The sequence below is a fragment of the Actinoplanes sp. NPDC048967 genome, from assembly GCF_040649415.1.
Classification (GTDB): domain Bacteria; phylum Actinomycetota; class Actinomycetes; order Mycobacteriales; family Micromonosporaceae; genus Actinoplanes.
Genome location: NZ_JBEZFL010000017.1, coordinates 107,154 through 127,345, shown reverse-complemented (window position 1 = coordinate 127,345; position 20,192 = coordinate 107,154). Strand labels below are relative to the sequence as shown.

Sequence of the window (20,192 nt, the reverse complement as noted above, 5' to 3'; positions counted from 1 at the left end):
CTCCGGGTAGGTGAAAGCGTCGCAACTTCCACCTCGCCGGAGGTCTTCTCACATCTCAAGCCGCCACGCCGTCAACAACGGTCATGATCACTACATCTAGCCGGCCAGGTCGCGCCAGAAGGCGACGGTGGGGCGGCCCGCTTGCAGGGGTTCGCCGCCGAACTCGTGGCGGATGTAGGTCGTCAGGTCGGCGCCGTAGCTGATGATGTCGGTCTGCATCACCGACAGCACCGGGTGCCCGGAGGTGCCCCGGCCCGCCGGCAGATACCGGTGGGAGTAGACGGGCACGAGCCGCGGGACGGTCATCAGGAACCGGCGGGCGACCGTGACGGCGTCGGCGTTCTCGGCCGGTTGCGGACCCCAGCCCTCGTACCAGAAGCCGTTCTCGGCGACGTCGAAGAGCACACCCTCGACCGGCATCGCCAGCTTCTCGCGGAGCTGGGCGCGGTCGCCGTCCCGCCAGTCCGGCCAGCCGCGCCCGTACGGCAGGCCGGCGGCCAGGAAGGCGCGGTGGTCGTCGGCGAACGAGAAGCCGAACTCCTGCTCCACGCCGGTCAGCTCGGACTCGGTGAGCCCGGGCCGGACCGGGAAACGGCCGGAGGCGGCGAGCACGGCGGCGGCGGTGCCTTCGTCGATCACGCGGTCAGCCTAGGGCGGCATACGGCGATCGGTGTAGTCCCGTACTCGAAGGGAGTCGCCGCGGGAGACCACGCCGGGACGACGCGGCCGGGCCCCCGCCGAGCCTAGTTTTCCCCCATGACCGAGACCATGAGACAGCAACTGTGCCTGATCGCGGCGGGGGTGGGTGCGCTGGCCGCACTGGCCGCGCTGGGCGTCGTGGCGGGACCGAGACTCGGGATCGCCGACCATGAGACGCTCATCTCGTTGACCCGGCGGCTCGCCCTGTGGATGACGGCGGCCTGCTTCAGCTTCGTGGCGCTGCGGCCGCTGCGACCGACGACGGGGACCGGACGGTGATCGCCATGCCACGCTCGCTGCCCTGGGTGGCCGCCGCTCTGACGCTGGTCGGTGTCCCCGCCGGACTCGCCGTCACCGGTGGCAATCTGCAGGCCGTCATGACCGCCACTGTGGCGGTGTGGCTCGCCACGCTGATGCTCTTGGTCCGGCGTTGGCCCCTGACCGTTCTGATCGTCGTCGTCCTGACCGTCGTGGCCTGGCGTTCGTCGGACCTGATCGGCAGCGGCTGGGCCTGGCCGGCCACGGCGGCCTTCGCCGCCCTGGCGCTGGCCGGGCGGCTGCGCACGGCCGCGGTGGCCGGGGCGCTGACTCTGTCGTACGGGCTGGTCTGGGACACCTTCGTCGAGCGGTACGACTCCGACCGGGTTCTCGGGCAGCTCGGCGGGGAGGCACTGTGGCTGGCCGCGGTGCTCGCCGCCGCCCTGGCGTACCGGAGCACCCGCCGCTGGCAGGACGAGGTCGCCGCCCGGTTGGAGCAGTCCCGGCACGAGCAGGAGCTGGAGGCGCTGCGGCGGCGGGCCGAGGAACGCGTCGGCATCGCCCGCGACCTGCACGACGTGGTGTCACACACCTTGGCCGTGGTCGGCGTGCACCTCAACGTGGCGCTGGACGCCTTCGACGAGGAGCCGGAGGAGGCCCGCGACGCGTTGCGGCTGGCCCAGGGCGTCCGGGGCCGGGCCATGAGCGACCTGAAGTCACTCGTGGACGTGCTGCGCGAGGGCGACCGGATCGAGACCCCGGCCGCCGGGTTGGAGGGCCTGGCCGGGCTCACCGACCAGGTACGGGCGGCCGGGATCGAGGTGACCGTCACCGAGCTGGGCGAACGCGCCGAGGTGCCGGCGCCGGTCGCGACGGCGGTCTACCGCGTGGTGCAGGAGGCGCTCACCAACACGGTCCGCCATGCCCGGGCCACCCGGGTCACGGTGACCCTGCACCACACCCCGGCGAGTGTCACCGTGGAGGTCACCGACGACGGCGCCGGCGAGGCGACGAGCACGGAGGGACACGGGATCATGGGGATGCGCGAACGGGTCGCGGCGCTGGGTGGGGCCCTGACCGCGGGAGCCGGACCGGCCGGCGGCTTCACCGTCCGCGCGATGATCCCGATCGCGGCCTGACATGGGTGTCTCCGTGTTGCTCGCCGACGATCAGCACCTGGTCCGGGCCGGCTTCCGCAGCCTGCTCAAGCGCGACCGGGAGATCGTGATCGCCGGCGAGGCCGCCACCGGGGACGAGGCCGTGCGGACCGCTCGCGCCCTGCGCCCGGACGTGGTGCTGATGGACATCCGGATGCCCGGCCTGGACGGGATCGCCGCCACCCGGCGGATCATGGCGGATCCGGAGCTGCGGGACTGCCGGGTGATCATCCTGACCACGTTCGAGACCGACGAGTACGTCTTCGCGGCGCTGGAGGCGGGGGCGAGCGGTTTCCTCACCAAGGAGATCGACCCGGAGGGGCTGCGGCACGCCGTCCGGGTGGTGGCGGCCGGCGAGGCGCTGCTCTCCCCCAGCGTCACCCGGCGGGTCATCAGGCAGTTCGCCCACCGGCCGGCCCCGGCGCCGGCCGGTGGGGCCCGGCTGGCCGCGCTGACCACCCGCGAGCGGGAGGTGGTCACCCTGGTCGCCTCGGGCCTGTCCAACGAGGACATCGCCCGGGAGCTGGTGATCAGCCCGCTGACCGCCAAGACCCACATCACCCGGGCGATCACCAAGCTGGGCGTCCGGGACCGGGTGCAGCTGGTGATCCTCGCGTACGAGGAAGGGCTGGTGGGCCGCTGATGCGCCGGATCGTCGTGTACGGGTTCACCGGGGCGGGCAAGTCGACGCCGGCGGCACGGATCGGGCAGCGGATGCGGGCCGGGCCCGCCGACCCGGCGATGCCGCCGGCGGTGCTGCTGCGCTCGCCGGCCGAGGTGGAGCGCTGGCCGGCGGGCCTACGCTGACATCGATGTCAATCGGAGGGCGCCGAACCCTTGCGGATCGAGAGACTTGCACGTGACGATGTGTCGCGAATGTTTCACGGCCCCGAGAAGGAGACGGCATGCACCGGCCACGATGGGGTGTCGCCCTGTTATCCGTCACATTGATCGCCGCGGCAGCGGCAGTCGCCACGGGCGGGGCGGCCGCGGCGGCCGCCGCCACCTCGTTCCGTTCGTCGTTCGAGACCGACGATCCGCAACCCACCTGGACCGACACGGTCGACGCGGCGGCCGGTAGCGGCGGCGTCGACGGCACCGTGGTCGTCGGCATGCCGGGCAGCCTGCGCGGGCACGTCACCGGCATCGCGGTCAACGCCGAGCCGAACAGCAACGAGGGCCGCAACAATCTCAACGACGGCGACTCGGCCACCAAGTGGCTGGTCGACACCCCGACGAGCTGGGCCCAGTACACGCTGGACGCCCCGGCCGAGGTCATCAAGTACGCGCTGACCTCCGCCAACGACGCTCCCGAGCGCGACCCGCGGGACTGGACGCTGCAGGGCTCCGCCGACGGCAGCACCTGGACCACGGTCGACACGCAGACCGGGCAGACCTTCACCGAACGCTTCCAGACCAAGACCTACACGGTCGCCGACCCGGGCTCCTTCCCGATCTACCGGCTCAACATCACCGGGCACCCGTCCGGCGACCTCACCCAGCTCGCCGATCTGGAGCTGGCCGACGCCAACGTGACGCCGCCGCCGACCGGCCCGATGCAGAGCCGGGTCGGCCCGGGTCCGGCCAGCTCCCCCACCGCCAAGGCGGGCGTGGGCTTCACCGGGCTCAAGGCGTTCCAGATCGCCGGGCGGCACACCGCCGAGGGCCGCGGGCACTCCGCCAACAAGGTCTTCGACGTCGACGTGACGGTGACCGCCGACACCGAGCTGTCGTACCTGGTACTGCCCGAGTTCAACCGCGACGACCTGTCCAACCCGGCCACGTACACCGCGGTCGACCTGGCCTTCACCGACGGCACGTTCCTGTCCGAGCTCAAGGCCGTCGACCAGAACGGGATCGTGGTCAGCGCGGCCGCGCAGGGCGCGTCGCAGACGCTCTACACCGCGCAGTGGAACAAGCGGACCGCGCGGATCGGCAAGGTCGCGGCGGGCAAGACCGTCGACCGGATCCTGATCACGTACGACAAGCCGGCCGGTCCCACGAGCTTCCGCGCCTGGTACGACGACATCGCTCTCGCCGAGGTCGCCCCGGCCGAGCCCAGGAAACACCTCGCCGAGTACGCCGAGACGCGCCGCGGCACGATGTCCTCCGGCGACTTCTCCCGGGGCAACAACTTCCCGGCGACCGCGGTCCCGCACGGCTTCAACTTCTGGACCCCGGTCACCAACGCCGGCACCACCAGCTGGCTGTACGAGTACCACCGAGCGAACAACGCGGCGAACCGGCCCACCCTGCAGGCGTTCTCGGCCAGCCACGAGCCCAGCCCGTGGATGGGTGACCGGCAGACGTTCCAGGTGATGCCGAGCGCCGCGACCGGCGTACCGGATGCCAACCGGGCCAACCGCGCGCTGGCCTTCGGTCACGAGAACGAGACCGCCAAGCCGTACTACTACGGCGTCACCTTCGACAACGGCCTGAAGACCGAGATCGCGCCGACCGACCACGCCGCGCTGATGCAGTTCACCTTCACCGGCGACAGCGGCAACCTGATCCTGGACAACGTCGACAGCCGGTCCGGGCTGACCATCGACGCGGCCGGCCGGGCGGTCTCGGGCTGGTCGGACGTGAACAGCGGCGGCCTCTCCGCGGGCTTCACCCGGATGTTCATGTACGCCACCGTCGACGCCCCGGTCACGGCGAGCGGCATGCTGCCCACCGGCAACCGCCCGTCCACCGGCTACCTCAAGTTCGACACCACCGAGCACAAGACCGTGCGGATGCGGATCGCCACCTCGCTGATCAGCGTCGAGCAGGCCAAGCACAACCTGGACCTGGAGATCGCGGCCGACGCGACGCTCGCCTCGGTCCGCGACCGGGCCCGCGACCTGTGGGACGCCAAGATGCACACCGTCGAGGTCGAGGGCGCGTCCGAGGATCAACTGGTCACGCTCTACTCGAACCTGTACCGGCTGTTCCTCTACCCGAACTCGGGCTTCGAGAACACGGGCAGCAACGACGAGCCCGTGTACAAGCACACCGTGCAGTCGGCGGTGACCAGCCCGGCCAGCTCACCGACGGAGACCGGGGCGCCGATCAAGGACGGCAAGGTCTACGTCAACAACGGCTTCTGGGACACGTACCGCACGACGTGGCCGGCGTACTCGCTGCTCACGCCGAAGCACGCCGGGGAGATGGTGGACGGGTTCGTCCAGCAGTTCCGCGACGGCGGCTGGATCTCGCGCTGGTCGGCGCCGGGCTACGCCAACCTGATGGTCGGCACCAGCTCGGACGTGGCTTTCGCGGACGCGTACCTCAAGGGGGTGCCCGGCATCGACGCCGAGACGGCGTACCGGGCCGCGGTGAAGAACGCGACGGTCACGCCGCCGAACGCCAACGTCGGCCGCAAGGGCCTGGCCAGCTCGATCTTCAAGGGCTACACGCCGAGCGACAGCACCGGCGAGGCGATGTCCTGGGCGATGGACGGCTATATCAACGACTACGGCATCGCCAACATGGCCGAGGCGCTGGCCAAGAAGGGCGGTCCGAAGGAACAAGAATATGCCGAGCAGGCCGAGTACTTCCGCAACCGCGCCCAGAACTACATCAACATGTTCGACCCGTCGGTGGACTTCTTCCAGGGCAAGGACTCCGCGGGCAACTGGCGCAACTCGCCGGCCTCGTACGACCCGCGGGTCTGGGGTTACGACTACACCGAGACCGACGGCTGGAACATGGCGTTCCACGTGCCGCAGGACGGCCAGGGCCTGGCCAACCTGTACGGCGGTCGCGACGGCCTGGCCAAGAAGCTCGACAAGTTCTTCGCCACACCGGAGACGGCCACCTTCTACGGCTCGTACGGCGGCCCGATCCACGAGATGTACGAGGCCCGCGACGTCCGGATGGGCCAGTGGGGCTTCAGCAACCAGCCGTCGCACCACATCCCCTACATGTACGACTACGCGGGTCAGCCGTACCAGGCGCAGAAGCTGGTCCGCGAGGCCATGTCCCGGCTGTACCTGGGCAGCGAGATCGGCCAGGGCTACCCGGGCGACGAGGACAACGGCGAGATGAGCGCCTGGCAGGTGTTCAGCGCGCTCGGCTTCTACCCGTTGCAGATGGGCAACCCGGCGTACGCGATCGGCTCGCCGCTGTTCACCAAGGCGACGGTCAACCTGGAGAACGGCAAGAAGATCGTCGTCAACGCCCCCGGCAACAGCCGCAGCAATGTCTACGTGCAGTCGCTGAAGGTCAACGGCAAGGCGTACAACTCCACGTCGCTGCCGCACTCGCTGCTGGCCGACGGCGCCCGGCTCGACTTCACCATGGGCTCGTCGCCGTCGAAGTGGGGCACCGGCAAGGACGCCGCCCCGGAGTCGCTCACCTCGGGCGACGCGGTGCCGAGCCCGTTGCGGGACCTGACCGGCCCGGGCCGCGGCACGGCGTCGGAGCCGGCCCTGGTCGACGACACCTCCACCACCCAGGCCACGCTCGCCGACGGCTGGCAATACCGGTTCGCCTCCGCCGGCGAACAGGCCGCCTACTACACGCTCACCTCGAGCACCGTGGCCGAGCAGGACCCGGCCTCGTGGACGCTGAAGGGTTCCTACGACGGCACCACGTGGACCACGATCGACCAGCGCGAGGACCAGACGTTCGAGTGGCGCCGGCAGACCCGGCCCTTCAAGATCGCCAACCCGGGCCGGTACGCGTACTACCGGCTCGACGTCGCCGCGGGCACCACACTGGCCGAGGTGGAACTGCTCGGCGTCCCGGCCCCCGCCTGCACCACGACGATCGCGGACAAGGTCGTCGGCGCGGTGTCGGTCCGGTCGGGGGTCACCTGCGTCAAGGCGGGAGCCCAGATCACCGGCCTGGTGACGGTCTCCAAGGGCGCCTCGCTCTACGCCACCGGCGCGACCCTGCGCGCGGCGGTGACGGCCACCGGAGCGGGCACGGTCTCGTTGCTGAACACCACGGTCAGCGGACCGCTCACCGTCACCGGATCGGGCCCGGTCAGCCTGGAGAACTCGACCCTGAAGAGCGCGGTGACCCTGCTGAACAACAAGACGGCCACGGTCGTCGCGGGCAACACGGTCGGCGGGCCGCTCACCTGTTCCGGCAACAAGCCGGCGCCGGTGAACAACGGCCTGGCCAACAAGGTCAGCGGGGTACGGATCGGCCAGTGCGGCAAGCTCTGACCTGACCGCGCCCGGCAGCCGCTCCCTCCCGCGTGGAGGGGGCGGCTGCTCTACATTCGAGGCATGTCCGATGATCTGTGGGCCGTCGTCGCCGCGGCCGACCTGTGCACCCTCGCCACCATCAAGCGCGACGGCCGGCCTCAGCTTTCCGATGTGAACTACACCGCCGACGACACGAGCCGGGTGCTGCGGGTGTCGACCCGCGAAACGCTGGCCAAGGTGCACAACCTGCGCCGCGACCCGCGCGGCAGCCTCCGGGTGGCCGGACCGGGCGGCGGCTACGTGGTCGCGGACGTGCACGCCACCTTCTCCCCGCCGTCAGCCGAGGAGCACGACGCCACCGTCGAGGAGCTCGTCGAGGTCTACCGCCTGATCCGCCGCGAGGAACACCCCGAGTGGGCCGACTACCGGCGCGCCATGGTCGCCGACGGCCGGATCGTGCTGAGCCTGCACGTCGAACGCCTCTACGGGTGGGTGCTGTAGTCATGGCCCGGATCATGGACATCGTCTTCGACTGCGAGCACGCGCCCGCGCTGGCCCGCTGGTGGGTGCAGGTGCTCGAGGGGTACAGCGTCGCGCCGTACGGGCCGGACGATCCGGATCCCGACGAGGACCCGACGGTGCTGGTGCTGCCCGGACCGGAGGGCGGACCGCGGCTGTGGTTCACCCAGGTGCCCGAGCGCAAGACCGTGAAGAACCGCGTACACCTGGACCTGAACGCCGAGGACCCGGTCGCCGAGCTGGCCCGGCTGACCGGCCTCGGCGCCCGGGTGCTGTGGGAGACCGACGGCCTCACCGTGCTGGCCGACCCCGAGGGCAACGAGTTCTGCCTCGACAAGGACTAGGCAGGCGCGCCGGGATCGCCCATGACGAGCAGGGCCAGTTGCTCCCGCGCCGGGTTGTCGCGCCGGTCGGCGAGGTCCCATCTGATGGCTCCCATCAGGGAACCGGCCAGTTCCCGGCGGTCCGGCGCCCGCACCGTCACCGTGGTCAGCATGTCCGCCAGCGTCGACTGGTTCCGTTCGACATCATCGGCCGTGACCGACGACAAGATGCGGTGCAGGTTCGCGTCCGAGAACCGGGGCGCCTCCTCGCCGAGCTGTCTGATGAGCAGGTCACGTTGCCGCGGCAAGCTGGTGAGCGTGAGCGCCCACTCGTACTGCTTGGCGCGTAGGTCGCGCGGCTGCTCCGCCGCCGGCGCCAGCAGCAGCTGGAGGAACAGCGCCGCCTCGGAGACCAGAACCGGCTCGTCGTCGATCAGGTGCAGGCCCGGCGTGCCCGCGTGCTGCCAGTACGGCATCAGGTCGTAGAGGCATTCGCGCACCTCGTGTGCCGTCTGCACAAACGCCGACCGGCGCAGTGATCGGCCCATCCGACTCTCGCCGCGGACGGACACGTCCGGTGCCATCCCGCGGGCGAGGGCTCCGGGTTTCCGGGTGACCGGACGGAGCTCCGGCGGCCAGGGCAGGGACTCGTAGACGCTGATGTCGGCGCCGTCCTCGACGCGTACCTCCAGTCGGGTGGGATCGGTGTCCAGCCGCCAGGCCACGCGCAGCGTCTGCCACATCCGCTTGCGGTCCTCCGGATCGAGCTGGCTCTGCCACAACAGCGCCTGCCTCCGCCAGTTGACCACAACCGGCTCGCCGACCAGCTCCGCGGCGTCCACGGGACCGTCGTTGACCAGCACCACGAAGCAGACCAGGTTCGCCGAGAAGGCCGCGTGCCGGGCAGCCAGGGGAATGCGCCGCGGCTCGTAGTCGCGCCGGGTCCAGGTCGGATGCGCGTACCCGGCGTCGGCGAGCAGTTCCAGAGCGAGCTCGCGGCAGAGCGCTCGCTGCCGGGGGCTCAGCCGGGTGAGCATCTCCCGGCAGAGTTCCCACAGGGGTGCCCGGCGGGTGATGGTGACGAAGGACGTGGCCGCATGGAGCGGACCCGGATCGATGACTCCCCGGCGGCGTCGCTGATGGACGCGTTCCTCCGCCAGGTCGAGCAGCTCGGCGACGATCTGCCGGGCGGCCAGGAACTCCCCGAAGGTGGCGTGCAGAAACTCGAAGCTGCGTTCCGGGCCGGCGGTGTCCCGGGTGGCCCGGGACTCATGGATGAAGAAGAAGCGACCGACCATCAGCTGACCGGCGGTCAGTGCCCGGTTCGCCGAACCGTCGCGGGCCGGCCGGAGGTCGGTGTCCGACAGCAGATGCGGCAGGTCGGCGTTCAGCTCGGCCTCGAGGATCACGTCGCCACCCCGGTTGAGCGTCGCCACGGCGACCGCGCCCAGCCTGCGCCATTCCGCGTTGATCTCATCCGCCCGCTGATCGTCGCTGCGGCCCTGACGATCCTTGTCCACTTCCCGCTCGACGAAGTCGGAGAAGAGCCGCTCATAGAGGTCGACCCGGTGCAGGCCACCGTCCGCGGACTGCAGGGCGTTCGCTCCGGCGTCATAGAGGGCGAGCAGCAGGAGCAGCAGCGGCTGACTCGCGAGTTCCCCGTGGGCCAGGGCTGTGCCGACCGGTAGCTGTCTCAGCCCACGGGCCGCGAGGCCGGCGGCGTTGTGCGCGTTCCACACGTCGAGCCAGGTCCGGACCTGCGTTTCGTTGAAGGGTTCGAGGCGCAGGACCACCGTGTCCCGGGGGAAGCGGGCCCGGTCGGCGACCACCGTGCGGCTGGTCACCAGCACCGCGACCGGCCGGTCCAGTTCCCGTTCCCGCTGCTGGAACAGGCGGATCTGCTCGAGGTAGTCCGCCCTGTTCATGCCGGTGGCCTGGAGCAGCTCGTCGAAGCCGTCCAGGACGACGACCGGGAGCGCAGCGCCGGCCCGGCGGGCGAGGTCGGGCCACGAGACGTGCTCGCCGAGCATCTGCAGCAGAGCTTGTTCGATCTGGGCCTGGATCGAGGAGTCGGCGGGCACGTTGCGCAGCTCGACCCGGACGACGAGGAAGTCCGCCGGAGGCAGCCGGGCGGCCAGGATTCTGGTCAGCGCCGACTTGCCTGACCCCGGTTGGCCGAGCACCACGAGCGGCCGCGCCACAGCCCCCGGAGTGACGAGGTGGGCCAGCAGGAAACCATGGACGTCCTCGACTGCGACGGCGTCGTTCCACCAGCTCTCGGTAGCCGGCAGATCGGCCGGTCCGGCCACCGCGACCCGGCCGTGCGGGTTGACGTAGCCGTCGTCCAGGCTGGGCAGCACCACGTGCGCCGGGGCATGGGCGGAGGCGAGGATCGCGCTGTCCAGCCCGGCCCGATAGCGCTTGCCCAGTCCGGCCAGCACCGCGTCGACGGCCCCGGCCCCCGACAGCGACCGCAGCTCGTCGAGGCGTGCGGACAGGTCGATCAGCGCGTCGTGCAGCACGGTCCGGGTGGCCTGGGCCTCGACCATGCCGGCCCACACCCCGAACTCGGGCGCCTGCACACTCAGCGCCCGGTACGCCTCGGTGTACCGGCGCACGGCCATCCGGCGCACCTGACCCTCGACAGCCGCCACGATCTCGTCGCGTCCGTCCTCGAAGGCGACCAGTCCGGCGAGAAAGTTCTGCACCGCGGTGGAGGCCGAGCCGAAGTACTCCGCGAGGTCCCAGAGAGTCTTCTCGAAGGGGCGGTGCGGTGCCGGCATGGGCGGCGGCGTGTCGATCAGGACCTGCACGAGTTCGCCGTACCGGGCGGTGACCGCTGTGGACGTGACGACCGCGACCTGCTCGCCGGCGGTCATCCGGGCCGCCGCCAGGTCCACGCCGGGCCGACCGGCCAATGCGGCTTCCAAGGCCTCGTAGAAGGAGGTGACCACCACGATCGCGTGCGCCGCTTCAAGCCGCTGGGTGCGATCGAGACGGCCGACGCCGGTCATTCGCTCCTGCAGTCCGGTCACGACGGTGTTGCCCCACCTGATGAGTTCGCCGCGCAACGCGAAGAAGTCGACGTCCGCCAGGGTGCCCATGGTCGCCGCGGCGGTGACCGCGCCACTCGCCGCGCCGAAGATCCTGATGAGAGGGTGTTCGGACGCGCCGAGCAGGCGAGCGGCATCGGCATAGCTGAGCGAGCGGGAACCCATTGCACGCACCGTAGTGCGCCGACTACTGCGCGGCAATGGCTAGCTCAGCGTCACCGCGTACAGGTGCAACCGCGCGTCACTCGGCAGGGTGATCGAGCGGATCTGCTTGCCCGCCGGCACCGGCAGGCTCACCCCGAAGAGGCTGACCGGCGGCCCGTCCACCCCCTGCCCCGCCTTGATCCGGTGCGGCATCGCCAGCACCGCGCTCGTGCCCGCGGCCGCCGTGCCACACCAGTCCGCCACGGTCACCGTGGCCGGCGCCGACGTGCCGTCCGCGTACCCGATGGTCAGCGCGGCCGTCACCGGCCCGTTGTGCGTGGTCGCGACCAGGTGGGCCGCCGTGTGGTTGCCGGTCGGCAGGAGCAGGGACTGACCTCGGGCCGGCACGAAGTTCTTCGCCGTCCCGGTCGGGTCCGGCGCCTGGTACGTGACATCGCCCCAGGTCACGGGGCCGGCCTTCGGCAGCAGGTCGGCGTCGTAGCTCCAGCCGCCGCCGTCGAAGTTGCCCTCCGCCGGGTCGGCGACGGTGGCCGTGCCGTCGAGGGTGCGGTCGTCACCCAGGTCGACCAGGCAGGCGGTGTCCGCCGTGCCGGCGCAGGTGAGCGGCTCCCGGACCGTGATGGTGACGATCCGCTTCACCGTGGCGGTGCCGGGTGCGGAGACCGAGACCTCGACCGGGTACGCCCCCGCGGGTGTCCCGGCCGGCGCCTGGACGGTCAGCGTGGCGGTGGTGCCGATCGGCAGACGCCCGCTGAGCAGCACCTTGGGGTGCTTCGGGGCGACCGTCGCCTTCCAGCCCGGCGGCGCCGTCGCCGTCACCCGGGGTGCGATCACGAGCGGCGCCTGGCCGACCACGTCGACCTGGAACGCCGCCTGCTGGGCGGTGGCTGAGCCGGCCGGCAGGGCCGCGCCGGCCGGGCGCACGGTGGCGTCGACATGGGTACGGCCGTCCGCCGGCGCCTTGTTCACCGACGGCGGCTGGGCCGCGACCGACCTGCCCCAGGACGACGGCTTCCGGCCGAGCGTGTGGGCGAGCGTGCCGCCGCGGGTCACCGCCGACCAGTCGAGCCAGGTCTTGCCGACGGATCGGCCGTTGAGCCGGATGCCCTGGATGTAGCGGTTCGTGTCCGAGGCGCCGGGTGCGGTGATGGTCAGCGTCTTGCCGCCCGTGCGCACGGTCGCCCTGGGGAACTGCGGGCTGGACAGCGCCAGGAAGTTGGCGCCGCTCATCGTCGGGTAGAGGCCCAGGGACGAGAAGACGTACCAGGCGCTCATCGTGCCCAGGTCGTCGTTGCCGGTCATGCCGTCGGGGCCGGTGGTGAACAGCGTCATCGCGGCCCGGACGACCGTCGCGGTCTTGGCCGGGTCGCCCGCCCAGAGATACATGTACGGCGCCAGCAGGTCCGGTTCGTTGTTCGGGTTGTACGTCGCCTTGGCGTAGTAGTCGTACGGCGCGGCGATCCAGTCCTCGCGCGCGGTGCCGGCCGGATCGGTGAGCAGCTTGTCGTAGACGAAGAAGTCGTCCAGCCGCTTCTCGGTCGCCGCCCGGCCGCCCATGAGGCGCACGAGTCCGGCCGGGTCCTGCGGCACCAGCCACTGGTACTGGTACGCGCCGCCCTCGTGGAACTGCTCGGCCGCCGCGATCGGGTCGTACGGCGTCAGCCAGGTTCCGTCGACCGTCCGGGGCCGGAACTGCTTGATCGAGGAGTCCCACAGGTTGCGGTACCACTGCCCCCGCCCGGCGAACAGCTTCGCGTCGGCGGTCCGGCCCAGCCCTGCGGCCATCAGGGCGAGCGCCGCGTCGGCCGCCGCGTACTCCAGGGTCGCCGAGGCCGGGTGGTCACAGTCGTTGTCGCCGCCCTTGTCGGCGCACTCCTGGCCGCGCCTCAGCCCGGACGGGATGTAGCCGCGGTCGGCGTAGAAGTCCTGACCCGTCCGCCCGTTGTACGGCGAGCCGGCCGGCGGCTGGGCGGTGGCGTTCTGCCGCAGGAGCGCGTACGCCTCCTGCTCGTGCCCGGCCAGCAAACCCTTGGACCAGGCCTCGACCAGGAACGGGGTGACCGGGTCACCGGTCATGATGTTGGTCTCGCTGTTGGCCAGCGCCCAGCGCGGCAGCCAGCCACCGTCCCGCCCGATCGCCACCACGGACAGCGCCACGTCCCGGGCGACCTGCGGCACGAGCAGCTCCAGGAGCTGGTTCTGCGGCCGGTAGGTGTCCCAGAGCGAGAAGTTCTGGTACGGCGTGTATCCCTCGGCGGTGTGCACCTGGCGGTCGAAGCCCACGTACCGGCCGTCGACGTCGCCGGCCAGGTTCGGGTGCAGCAGGGAGTGGTAGAGCGCGGTGTAGAAGACGCTGCGCCGGTCGGCCGCCCCGCCGCCGATCGAGATCCGGTCCAGCTCCTGGGCCCAGCGGGCGCGCAGGGCGGTCCGGGTGGCGGCGAAGTCGTACGAGTCGGCGGTCTCGGCGGCCAGGTTCTGCCGGGCGCCGGCCAGGCCGGTGTAGGAGAGGCCGACCTTGACCACCACGTCGCGGTCCTGGCTCGCGTCGAAGGTCACCCAGGCACCGTTGCTGCCGGAGCCGGCGGCGTCCCGGCCGCCGGGCGAGAGCGCCGAGCCGCGCCAGGTGCCGGTGGCGGCGAACGGGCGGTCGAAGCTGGCGGTGAAGTAGACGGTGTGGTCGTCCTTGCCGGCACAGAAATTGCCGGCGCGGACCCGGCCCTCGACGGTCCGGTCGCCGACGACGTGGATCTCGGAGTCGAAGACGTTCTGGTTGGCCTTGCCGGTGTTGAACAGGACGTTGGCCGCGCCGGTGGCCGGGAAGGTGTACTTCTGCCAGCCGGTGCGCGCGGTGGCGGTCAGCTCGGCGTTCACGCCGTACTTGGACAGGCCGACCCGGTAGTAGCCGGGCTCGGCGTCCTCGTCGTCGTGCGAGAACGGCGAGCGGTACTGGTTCGGGTCCGCGGTGGTGACCGCACCGGTGGTGGGCAGCATGGGCAGCTCGCCGGCGACGCCGCAGCCGACCCCGGACAGGTGGGTCTGGCTGAAGCCGTAGATGCTGTCCTGCTGGTAGTCGTAGCCGCCCTGGCCGCCGGTGTCCGGGCTGACCTGCACCATCCCGAAGGGCGCGCTCGCGCCGGGAAAGGTGTTGCCGAAGTTCTGCGTGCCGACGAACGGGTGCACCAGCTCGACGGGATCCTCCGCGGCGGCGGCGGCGGCCCGGGCCTGGGCGGGGCTCGCGGTGCCGACGGAAACGACCAGCAGCAGGGCCACCAGGAGCCGACGGGTCATCGGTAAACCTCCGGTCAACGACGTCATCGTCACGTGACAACGTTGTCACGCAGCAAAGACGCGTGTCAATGAAACGGAGTCATCGGGCACCCGAATTGCACCCGGCCATCTGGGCGAACCTCTCAGGTCCGCACCACGGCCACCCGATCACGGCAGTTACGACCACCCTGCCCCGGGGGCCGAGCGAACCGGAGATGAGTCTGATGGCAGCCAGCACAGCACCGCCGACGCCACGCGGCGTCCACCGCTGGGCACGGCTCTGCGTGAGCGTCGCAGTCGTCGTCGCCACCTTCGGCGTTGTCCTCAGCACCGGGGTCGGCGGAGCGGACACCGCACAGCTCATCTCCAACCTCGGACTTTGTGCCGCCGCCGCCTCGGCCGCCCTGGCCTGCCTGTTCCGCGCCGCGGCCCTGCGGGGCCGGGTGCGCGCCGGCTGGGCCCTGCTCGGCCTGGGCGTGCTGTCCTGGGGTGCCGGCCAGGGCTGCGCGGTCTGGCTGGAGACCTTCACCGGCTCGGTGCCGCTGCCGTCGCAGGCCGACATCGGCTACCTCGGCATGATCCTGCTGACCTCGGCCGGCCTGCTCGTGCTGCCGGTCGCCACCCAGACCCTGGCCAACCGGGCCCGCAGCGTGCTCGACGGTCTGATGGTCGCCGTCTCGCTGGTGCTGATCGCCTGGTTCGTGGTCATCGAGCCGCTGATCAAGGCCGGCGGCGACAGCGTCCTCGCGCTCTACCTCAGCCTCGCCTACCCGCTCGGCGACATCGTCATGGTGACGATCGTGGTCTACATGCTGGCGCTGCAGCGCCGCCGCGGCCGCGACTTCGCCCACCTGGCGCTGGTCGCGGCCGGCATCGTCGCCTTCGCCGCCTCCGACATCGGGTACGCCTACCTCAACCTGACCGGGGCGTACGCCTCCGGCAGCGGCACCGACATCGGCTGGTTCGCGGGCTTCTCGCTGATCCTGCTCGCCGCCACCAAGCCGCTCGGGACGGCCGACCCGGCCGAGCCGGCCCCGGTGGACGGCGAGGGCGGCCAGCCGTTCGGGGTGCTGCTGCCGTACGTGGCCGTGCTCGCCGCGCTGGCCACCAGCATCGTCTGGTTCGCCCGCACCGGGCAGGCCACCCCGTTCGTCGCGTACACCCGCTCGGCGCTGATCCTGCTGATCGTCGGCCGGCAGCTGCTCACGCTGCTGGAGAACCGTGGCCTGACCCGCAACCTGGAGACCCGCGTCGCCGACCGCACCGCCGAGCTGTACGCCAGCGAGCAGCGCTTCCACGCGCTCGTGCAGCACAGCTCCGACGTGGTGACCGTGGTCGGCACCGACGCCGTGGTGCTGTACCAGAGCGAGTCCGTGCAGCGCGTCTTCGGCTACACCCCGGCCATGCTCACCGGGCGCGACCTCACCGAACGGTTCAGCCCCGAGTCGGCCGCCCGGCTGCTGGACGCGTTGCGCTCGGTGAGCGCGCGGCCGTACGCGACCACCGTGCTGGAACTGACCCTGCCGCACCTCGACCAGCGTCTGCGCCAGGCCGAGATCACCGTGACCAACCTGCTCGGCGACCCCAACGTCGGTGGCCTGGTGCTCAACACTCGCGACATCAGCGAGCGCAAGGAACTGCAGGAGCAGCTCGTGCACGAGGCGTACCACGACGCGCTGACCCAGCTGGCCAACCGCGCCCTGTTCCGGGAGCGGGTGGCCGAGGCGCTGGAGCAGCGCGGCGAGGACGACGACGTGACCGTGCTCTTCCTCGACCTGGACGGCTTCAAGGAGGTCAACGACAGCCTCGGGCACCTGGCCGGCGACCAGTTGCTGGTCCGGGTGGCCGACCGGCTGACCGCCTCGGTGCGTGACGGCGACGTGGTGGCCCGCTTCGGCGGTGACGAGTTCGCGGTGCTGATCCGCTCGGCGGTCGGCCAGGGTGAGGCCGAGATCGTGGCCCAGCGCATCGTCGACGAGCTGCACGAGCCGTTCCGCGTCGGTGACCGTGACCTGCACGTGCGGGGCAGCATCGGGCTGGCCGCGTACACCGCCCTCGGCGAGGGTGCGGCCGGGGCCGGGCACGCCGACGACGCCGAGCAGCTCATGCGCAACGCCGACCTGGCCATGTACAAGGCCAAGGGCACGGGTGGCAGCGGCTTCGCCAGCTACGACCCGCGGATGCTGGCCGGCCTGGTCGAGCGCCTGGAGCTGGAGGCCGACCTGCGCCTGGCCCTGGAGCGCGGCGAGCTCCGGCTGCACTACCAGCCGACCATCGACATGGCCGACAGCCGGGTCATCGGCTTCGAGGCGCTGGTGCGCTGGCAGCACCCGACCCGCGGGATGATCAACCCGCTCGACTTCATCCCGATCGCCGAGACCACCGGGCTGATCGTGCCGCTCGGCCGCTGGGTGCTGCACGAGGCCTGCCGCCAGGCGATGGAGTGGTCCGCGCGCGACGGCCGCCGCCCGGTCAAGATGGCCGTCAACGTGTCGGTACGCCAGTTCGACCGCAGCGACCTGCCCGCCGTCGTCCGCGAGGTGCTGACCGAGACCGGCATGCCGGCCGACCAGCTCTGCCTCGAGATGACCGAGAGCGTGCTGATGACCGACACCGAGGACAACCTGGCCCAGCTGGTCCGGCTCAAGGCGCTCGGCGTGACGCTGGCGATCGACGACTTCGGCACCGGCTACTCCTCGCTGGCCTACCTGCGCCGGTTCCCGGTGGACACGCTCAAGATCGACCGCTCGTTCGTGGAGCGGCTCGGCGAGCAGGCCGACGACGCCGCGCTGGCCGGCACGATCGTCCAGCTCGGCCAGAGCCTGGGCATGTCCACGGTCGCCGAAGGCATCGAGGAGTACGGCCAGCTCGCCGCGCTGCGGGAGATGGGCTGCACCTTCGCCCAGGGCTTCTACTTCTCCCGCCCGGTGCCCGCCGGTGAGGCCGGCCGCCTGCTGCTCGAAGGGGCCGGCGCCCAGCCGGCCCCGGCCTGATCCCCGTACCCCCCGCCCCCAGCACAGTTCAGGAGTACGCATGACCGCCGCCCTCACCGGCACCCGCGCTCAGCTCCCGGCCCAGTGGCCCGCCGCGCTGTCCCCGCACTGCCTCGAGGTCATCGACATGCCCACCCCGTACCTGGTCACCGATCTCGGCACGGTCGTGGACCGGCTGTCGGCGTTCGCCGCGGCGCTGCCGGGCGTGCTGCCGTGTTACGCCATGAAGTGCAACCCCTCGCCGGAGATCCTCGCGACCCTGCGGGACCACGGCGCGAGCTTCGAGGTCGCCTCGCTGGGTGAGCTGCGGATGCTGGAGCGCCTCGGCGTCGACCCGGCCGGCGTGCTCTTCAGCAACCCGGTCAAGGCGCCGGGGCACATCGCCGCCGCGCACGCCGCCGGGCTGTGGCGCTTCAGCTTCGACTCGGCCAACGAGCTGCGCAAGATCGCCGAGCACGCCCCGGGCAGCGCCGTCTACCTGCGGCTGCGGGTGGACGACACGGCCAGCTCGTTCCCGTTGTCGCGCAAGTTCGGCGCCGAGCTGCCCGAGGCCCGTGACCTGCTGGTCCTCGCTCGGCGGCTGGGGCTGCGCCCGTACGGGATCACCTTCCACGTCGGCTCGCAGTGCGGCAACGCGGCCGCCTGGCGGCACGCCCTCGGCGCGACCGGGGCGATCATGGCCGACCTGCTCGACGACGGCATCCGGCTCGACATGATCGACCTCGGTGGCGGCTTCCCCGCCCGCTACCAGGCCGACGTGCCCTCGATCGGCGAGATCGGCGCCATGGTGCTGCCCGCGCTGGCCGAGCTGCTGCCGTACCGGCCGGAACTGCTCGTCGCCGAGCCCGGCCGGCACCTGGTCGCCGAGGCCGCGGTCATGGCCGTCGGGGTGATCGGCCGGGAGGTCCGCGGCGGCCGCGACTGGCTGTTCGTCGACGTCGGCGCCTACAACGGCATGATGGAGACGATCCAGGTGCCGACCGGCTGGGACTACCCGATCTGGTCGTCCGTGCCCGGTCACGGTGAGGTCGCCACGCTGCCCTTCACCATCACCGGTCCCAGCTGCGACAGCTCGGACACGATGTTCCACGGCGTCGAGCTGCCGGCCGGCATCGACGTGGGCGACGTCGTCTACATCGGCTCGGCGGGTGCCTACACCCTCAGCTACGCCTCTGCTTTCAACGGTTTCGCGCCACCCACGCCGCTGTTCGTCGGCGGCGGCACCGGCCAGCCGGACCTGCGGGAGCTGACGGATGAGCTGGTCCGGTCCGGAACCTCCGGTGGTCACTGACCACAAGCGGCGTGAGCCCAGGAGCGGCGGGCACCGCCGCGTCGGACCGGTCGGCCTGCGCCGCGCCGGCCGGGTCCGCGAGCTCGTGGTGTCCGGCGTCATCGACTCGTTCGGCATGGCGCTGGGCTGGACGGTCCTGGTGCTGCTGGCCGTCTCCCGGGGCGGTCTCGCCGAGGCCGCCCTCTACAACGCCGCGATGCTCGTCGGCGTGGTGCTGTCCGCGCCGGTCACCGGCTGGCTGTCGCGGCGTTACGCCGGCCGGACGCTGCTGCGCGGGGCCGCCGGCACGGAGATCCTGCTGCGCGTCGGCGCGCTGGCCGGGCTCATCGTGGGCCTGCCGTCCTGGCTGATCGCGGTGGCCGTGACGGCGATGCACGTGGCGGCCTGGGTGGGCTTCGCCGCGATGCGGGCCGAGGTCGCGGCGGTGGACGCCCGGCCACGGTCGATGACGCGCTACGCGCTGGCCATCGCGGCCGTCGAAGCCGCCGGCACCGGGCTGGGCGCGCTGCTGCCGGCCGGCCCGGACGGTTACCCGACCGGCTGGCCCCTGGCGCTGATCTTCATCGCGTACGCGGGCTCGCTGATCCCCACGATCATCAGCTCGCGCCGGGCCCGGATGATGCCGCACGGCGCGGCCCGCCGGATCATGCCGGCCCGGATCCTGCGGTACGCCGTCAGCACGCTGACCGGCGGCACAGGGATCACCGGGCACCGGCGCGGCCCGGCCCGCCGCCCCCGGCGCCGGCTCGCGGTCTCGCCGCGGCTGCTCGTCGCGGGCGGCGGCATCATGCTGCTCGCGTCCGGACCGACCCTGCTCGCCATCCCGCTCACCACCGAGCTGCACGGCCGGCACTGGGTGGCCGGCGCCGCAATCGCGTTCAGCCTCGGCTGCCTGCTGGCGACCGCCGCGGTCGAGGCGATCGGCACCATGAAGCTGCCGGCCGTCCTGCGCTGGACGCTGTGGGGCGTCGCCATGCTGGTCGGCTGGCTCGGGGCGCCGATGCACGCGGTCAGTGTGCTGATCGCCCAGTTCCTCGCCGGGGTGAGCCAGACGGCGTTCGAGGGCGACATGGACGCGCTGGTCGCGGACGAGGCGCCGGCCGACGGCATCACGACGGCGCTGGCCTACAGCGCGTCGGTGCGGGCGCTCGGCGGCTCGGTGGCGGTCAAGCTGCTGCCGATGATGGTCACCGCGCAGGCGATCGACAAGGCGGTCAGCGCGGCGGTGCTGGCCCTCGGCGTCGCCGCGTTGCTGATCTGGGCCGTGACCGCGCTGCCGCGGCTGCACCGGCCGCCGCTGCCGGTGCCGGAGTGACCAGGTCCGCG

At 71.8% G+C, this 20,192-nt stretch carries 13 protein-coding genes; 10 read left to right on the top strand and 3 right to left on the bottom strand.

Going from position 1 to position 20,192, the window contains the following annotated elements; genetic code table 11:
* Positions 1–96: 96 nt before the first annotated feature.
* Positions 97–639 (bottom strand): hypothetical protein, encoded by a 543-nt coding sequence (locus tag AB0C12_RS43440; protein ID WP_360557037.1) that lies wholly within the window; start codon positions 637–639, stop codon positions 97–99.
* A gap of 117 nt (positions 640–756) precedes the next feature.
* Between AB0C12_RS43440 and AB0C12_RS43435 the strand changes: the two genes are divergently transcribed.
* The 7 genes from AB0C12_RS43435 (at position 757) to AB0C12_RS43405 (ending at position 8,118) form a co-directional block, all read left to right on the top strand.
* Positions 757–978: a hypothetical protein gene (locus tag AB0C12_RS43435; protein WP_360557035.1), complete on the top strand. Its 222-nt coding sequence runs from the start codon at positions 757–759 to the stop codon at positions 976–978.
* 5 nt (positions 979–983) lie between these two features.
* Entirely contained in the window at positions 984–2,096 is a 1,113-nt protein-coding gene (locus AB0C12_RS43430; RefSeq protein WP_360557034.1) for a sensor histidine kinase, read from the top strand.
* Position 2,097: 1 nt separating this feature from the next.
* Positions 2,098–2,757, top strand: coding sequence for a response regulator transcription factor (locus tag AB0C12_RS43425; RefSeq protein WP_360557032.1), 660 nt, complete (start codon positions 2,098–2,100; stop codon positions 2,755–2,757).
* On the top strand, positions 2,757–2,921 hold the full coding sequence (locus AB0C12_RS43420) for a hypothetical protein (RefSeq protein ID WP_360557030.1): 165 nt from the start codon (positions 2,757–2,759) through the stop codon (positions 2,919–2,921). The genes AB0C12_RS43425 and AB0C12_RS43420 overlap by 1 nt, the downstream gene beginning before the upstream one ends.
* A 98-nt stretch (positions 2,922–3,019) precedes the next feature.
* Entirely contained in the window at positions 3,020–7,273 is a 4,254-nt protein-coding gene (locus AB0C12_RS43415) for a GH92 family glycosyl hydrolase (protein WP_360557028.1), read from the top strand.
* Between the two features lie 63 nt (positions 7,274–7,336).
* Positions 7,337–7,756 (top strand): TIGR03618 family F420-dependent PPOX class oxidoreductase, encoded by a 420-nt coding sequence (locus AB0C12_RS43410; RefSeq protein WP_360557027.1) that lies wholly within the window; start codon positions 7,337–7,339, stop codon positions 7,754–7,756.
* Between the two features lie 2 nt (positions 7,757–7,758).
* On the top strand, positions 7,759–8,118 hold the full coding sequence (locus AB0C12_RS43405; protein ID WP_360557026.1) for a VOC family protein: 360 nt from the start codon (positions 7,759–7,761) through the stop codon (positions 8,116–8,118).
* Here the strand turns inward: AB0C12_RS43405 and AB0C12_RS43400 are convergent.
* Positions 8,115–11,315, bottom strand: coding sequence for an NACHT domain-containing protein (locus AB0C12_RS43400; RefSeq protein WP_360557024.1), 3,201 nt, complete (start codon positions 11,313–11,315; stop codon positions 8,115–8,117). The genes AB0C12_RS43405 and AB0C12_RS43400 overlap by 4 nt on opposite strands.
* Before the next feature lie 39 nt (positions 11,316–11,354).
* Positions 11,355–14,603 carry a GH92 family glycosyl hydrolase gene (locus AB0C12_RS43395; RefSeq protein ID WP_360557022.1) on the bottom strand — a complete coding sequence of 1,083 codons (3,249 nt, stop codon included), beginning with the start codon at positions 14,601–14,603 and terminating at the stop codon, positions 11,355–11,357.
* A 203-nt stretch (positions 14,604–14,806) separates the two neighbouring features.
* Between AB0C12_RS43395 and AB0C12_RS43390 the strand changes: the two genes are divergently transcribed.
* The 3 genes from AB0C12_RS43390 to AB0C12_RS43380 are packed head-to-tail and all read left to right on the top strand — an operon-like array spanning position 14,807 to position 20,181.
* Positions 14,807–17,575 carry a bifunctional diguanylate cyclase/phosphodiesterase gene (locus AB0C12_RS43390; protein ID WP_360557021.1) on the top strand — a complete coding sequence of 923 codons (2,769 nt, stop codon included), beginning with the start codon at positions 14,807–14,809 and terminating at the stop codon, positions 17,573–17,575.
* Between the two features lie 40 nt (positions 17,576–17,615).
* Positions 17,616–18,866, top strand: a complete 1,251-nt coding sequence (locus AB0C12_RS43385) for a type III PLP-dependent enzyme (protein ID WP_360557020.1) — start codon at positions 17,616–17,618, stop codon at positions 18,864–18,866.
* Positions 18,856–20,181 carry a hypothetical protein gene (locus tag AB0C12_RS43380; RefSeq protein WP_360557018.1) on the top strand — a complete coding sequence of 442 codons (1,326 nt, stop codon included), beginning with the start codon at positions 18,856–18,858 and terminating at the stop codon, positions 20,179–20,181. The genes AB0C12_RS43385 and AB0C12_RS43380 overlap by 11 nt, the downstream gene beginning before the upstream one ends.
* Positions 20,182–20,192: the final 11 nt, after the last annotated feature.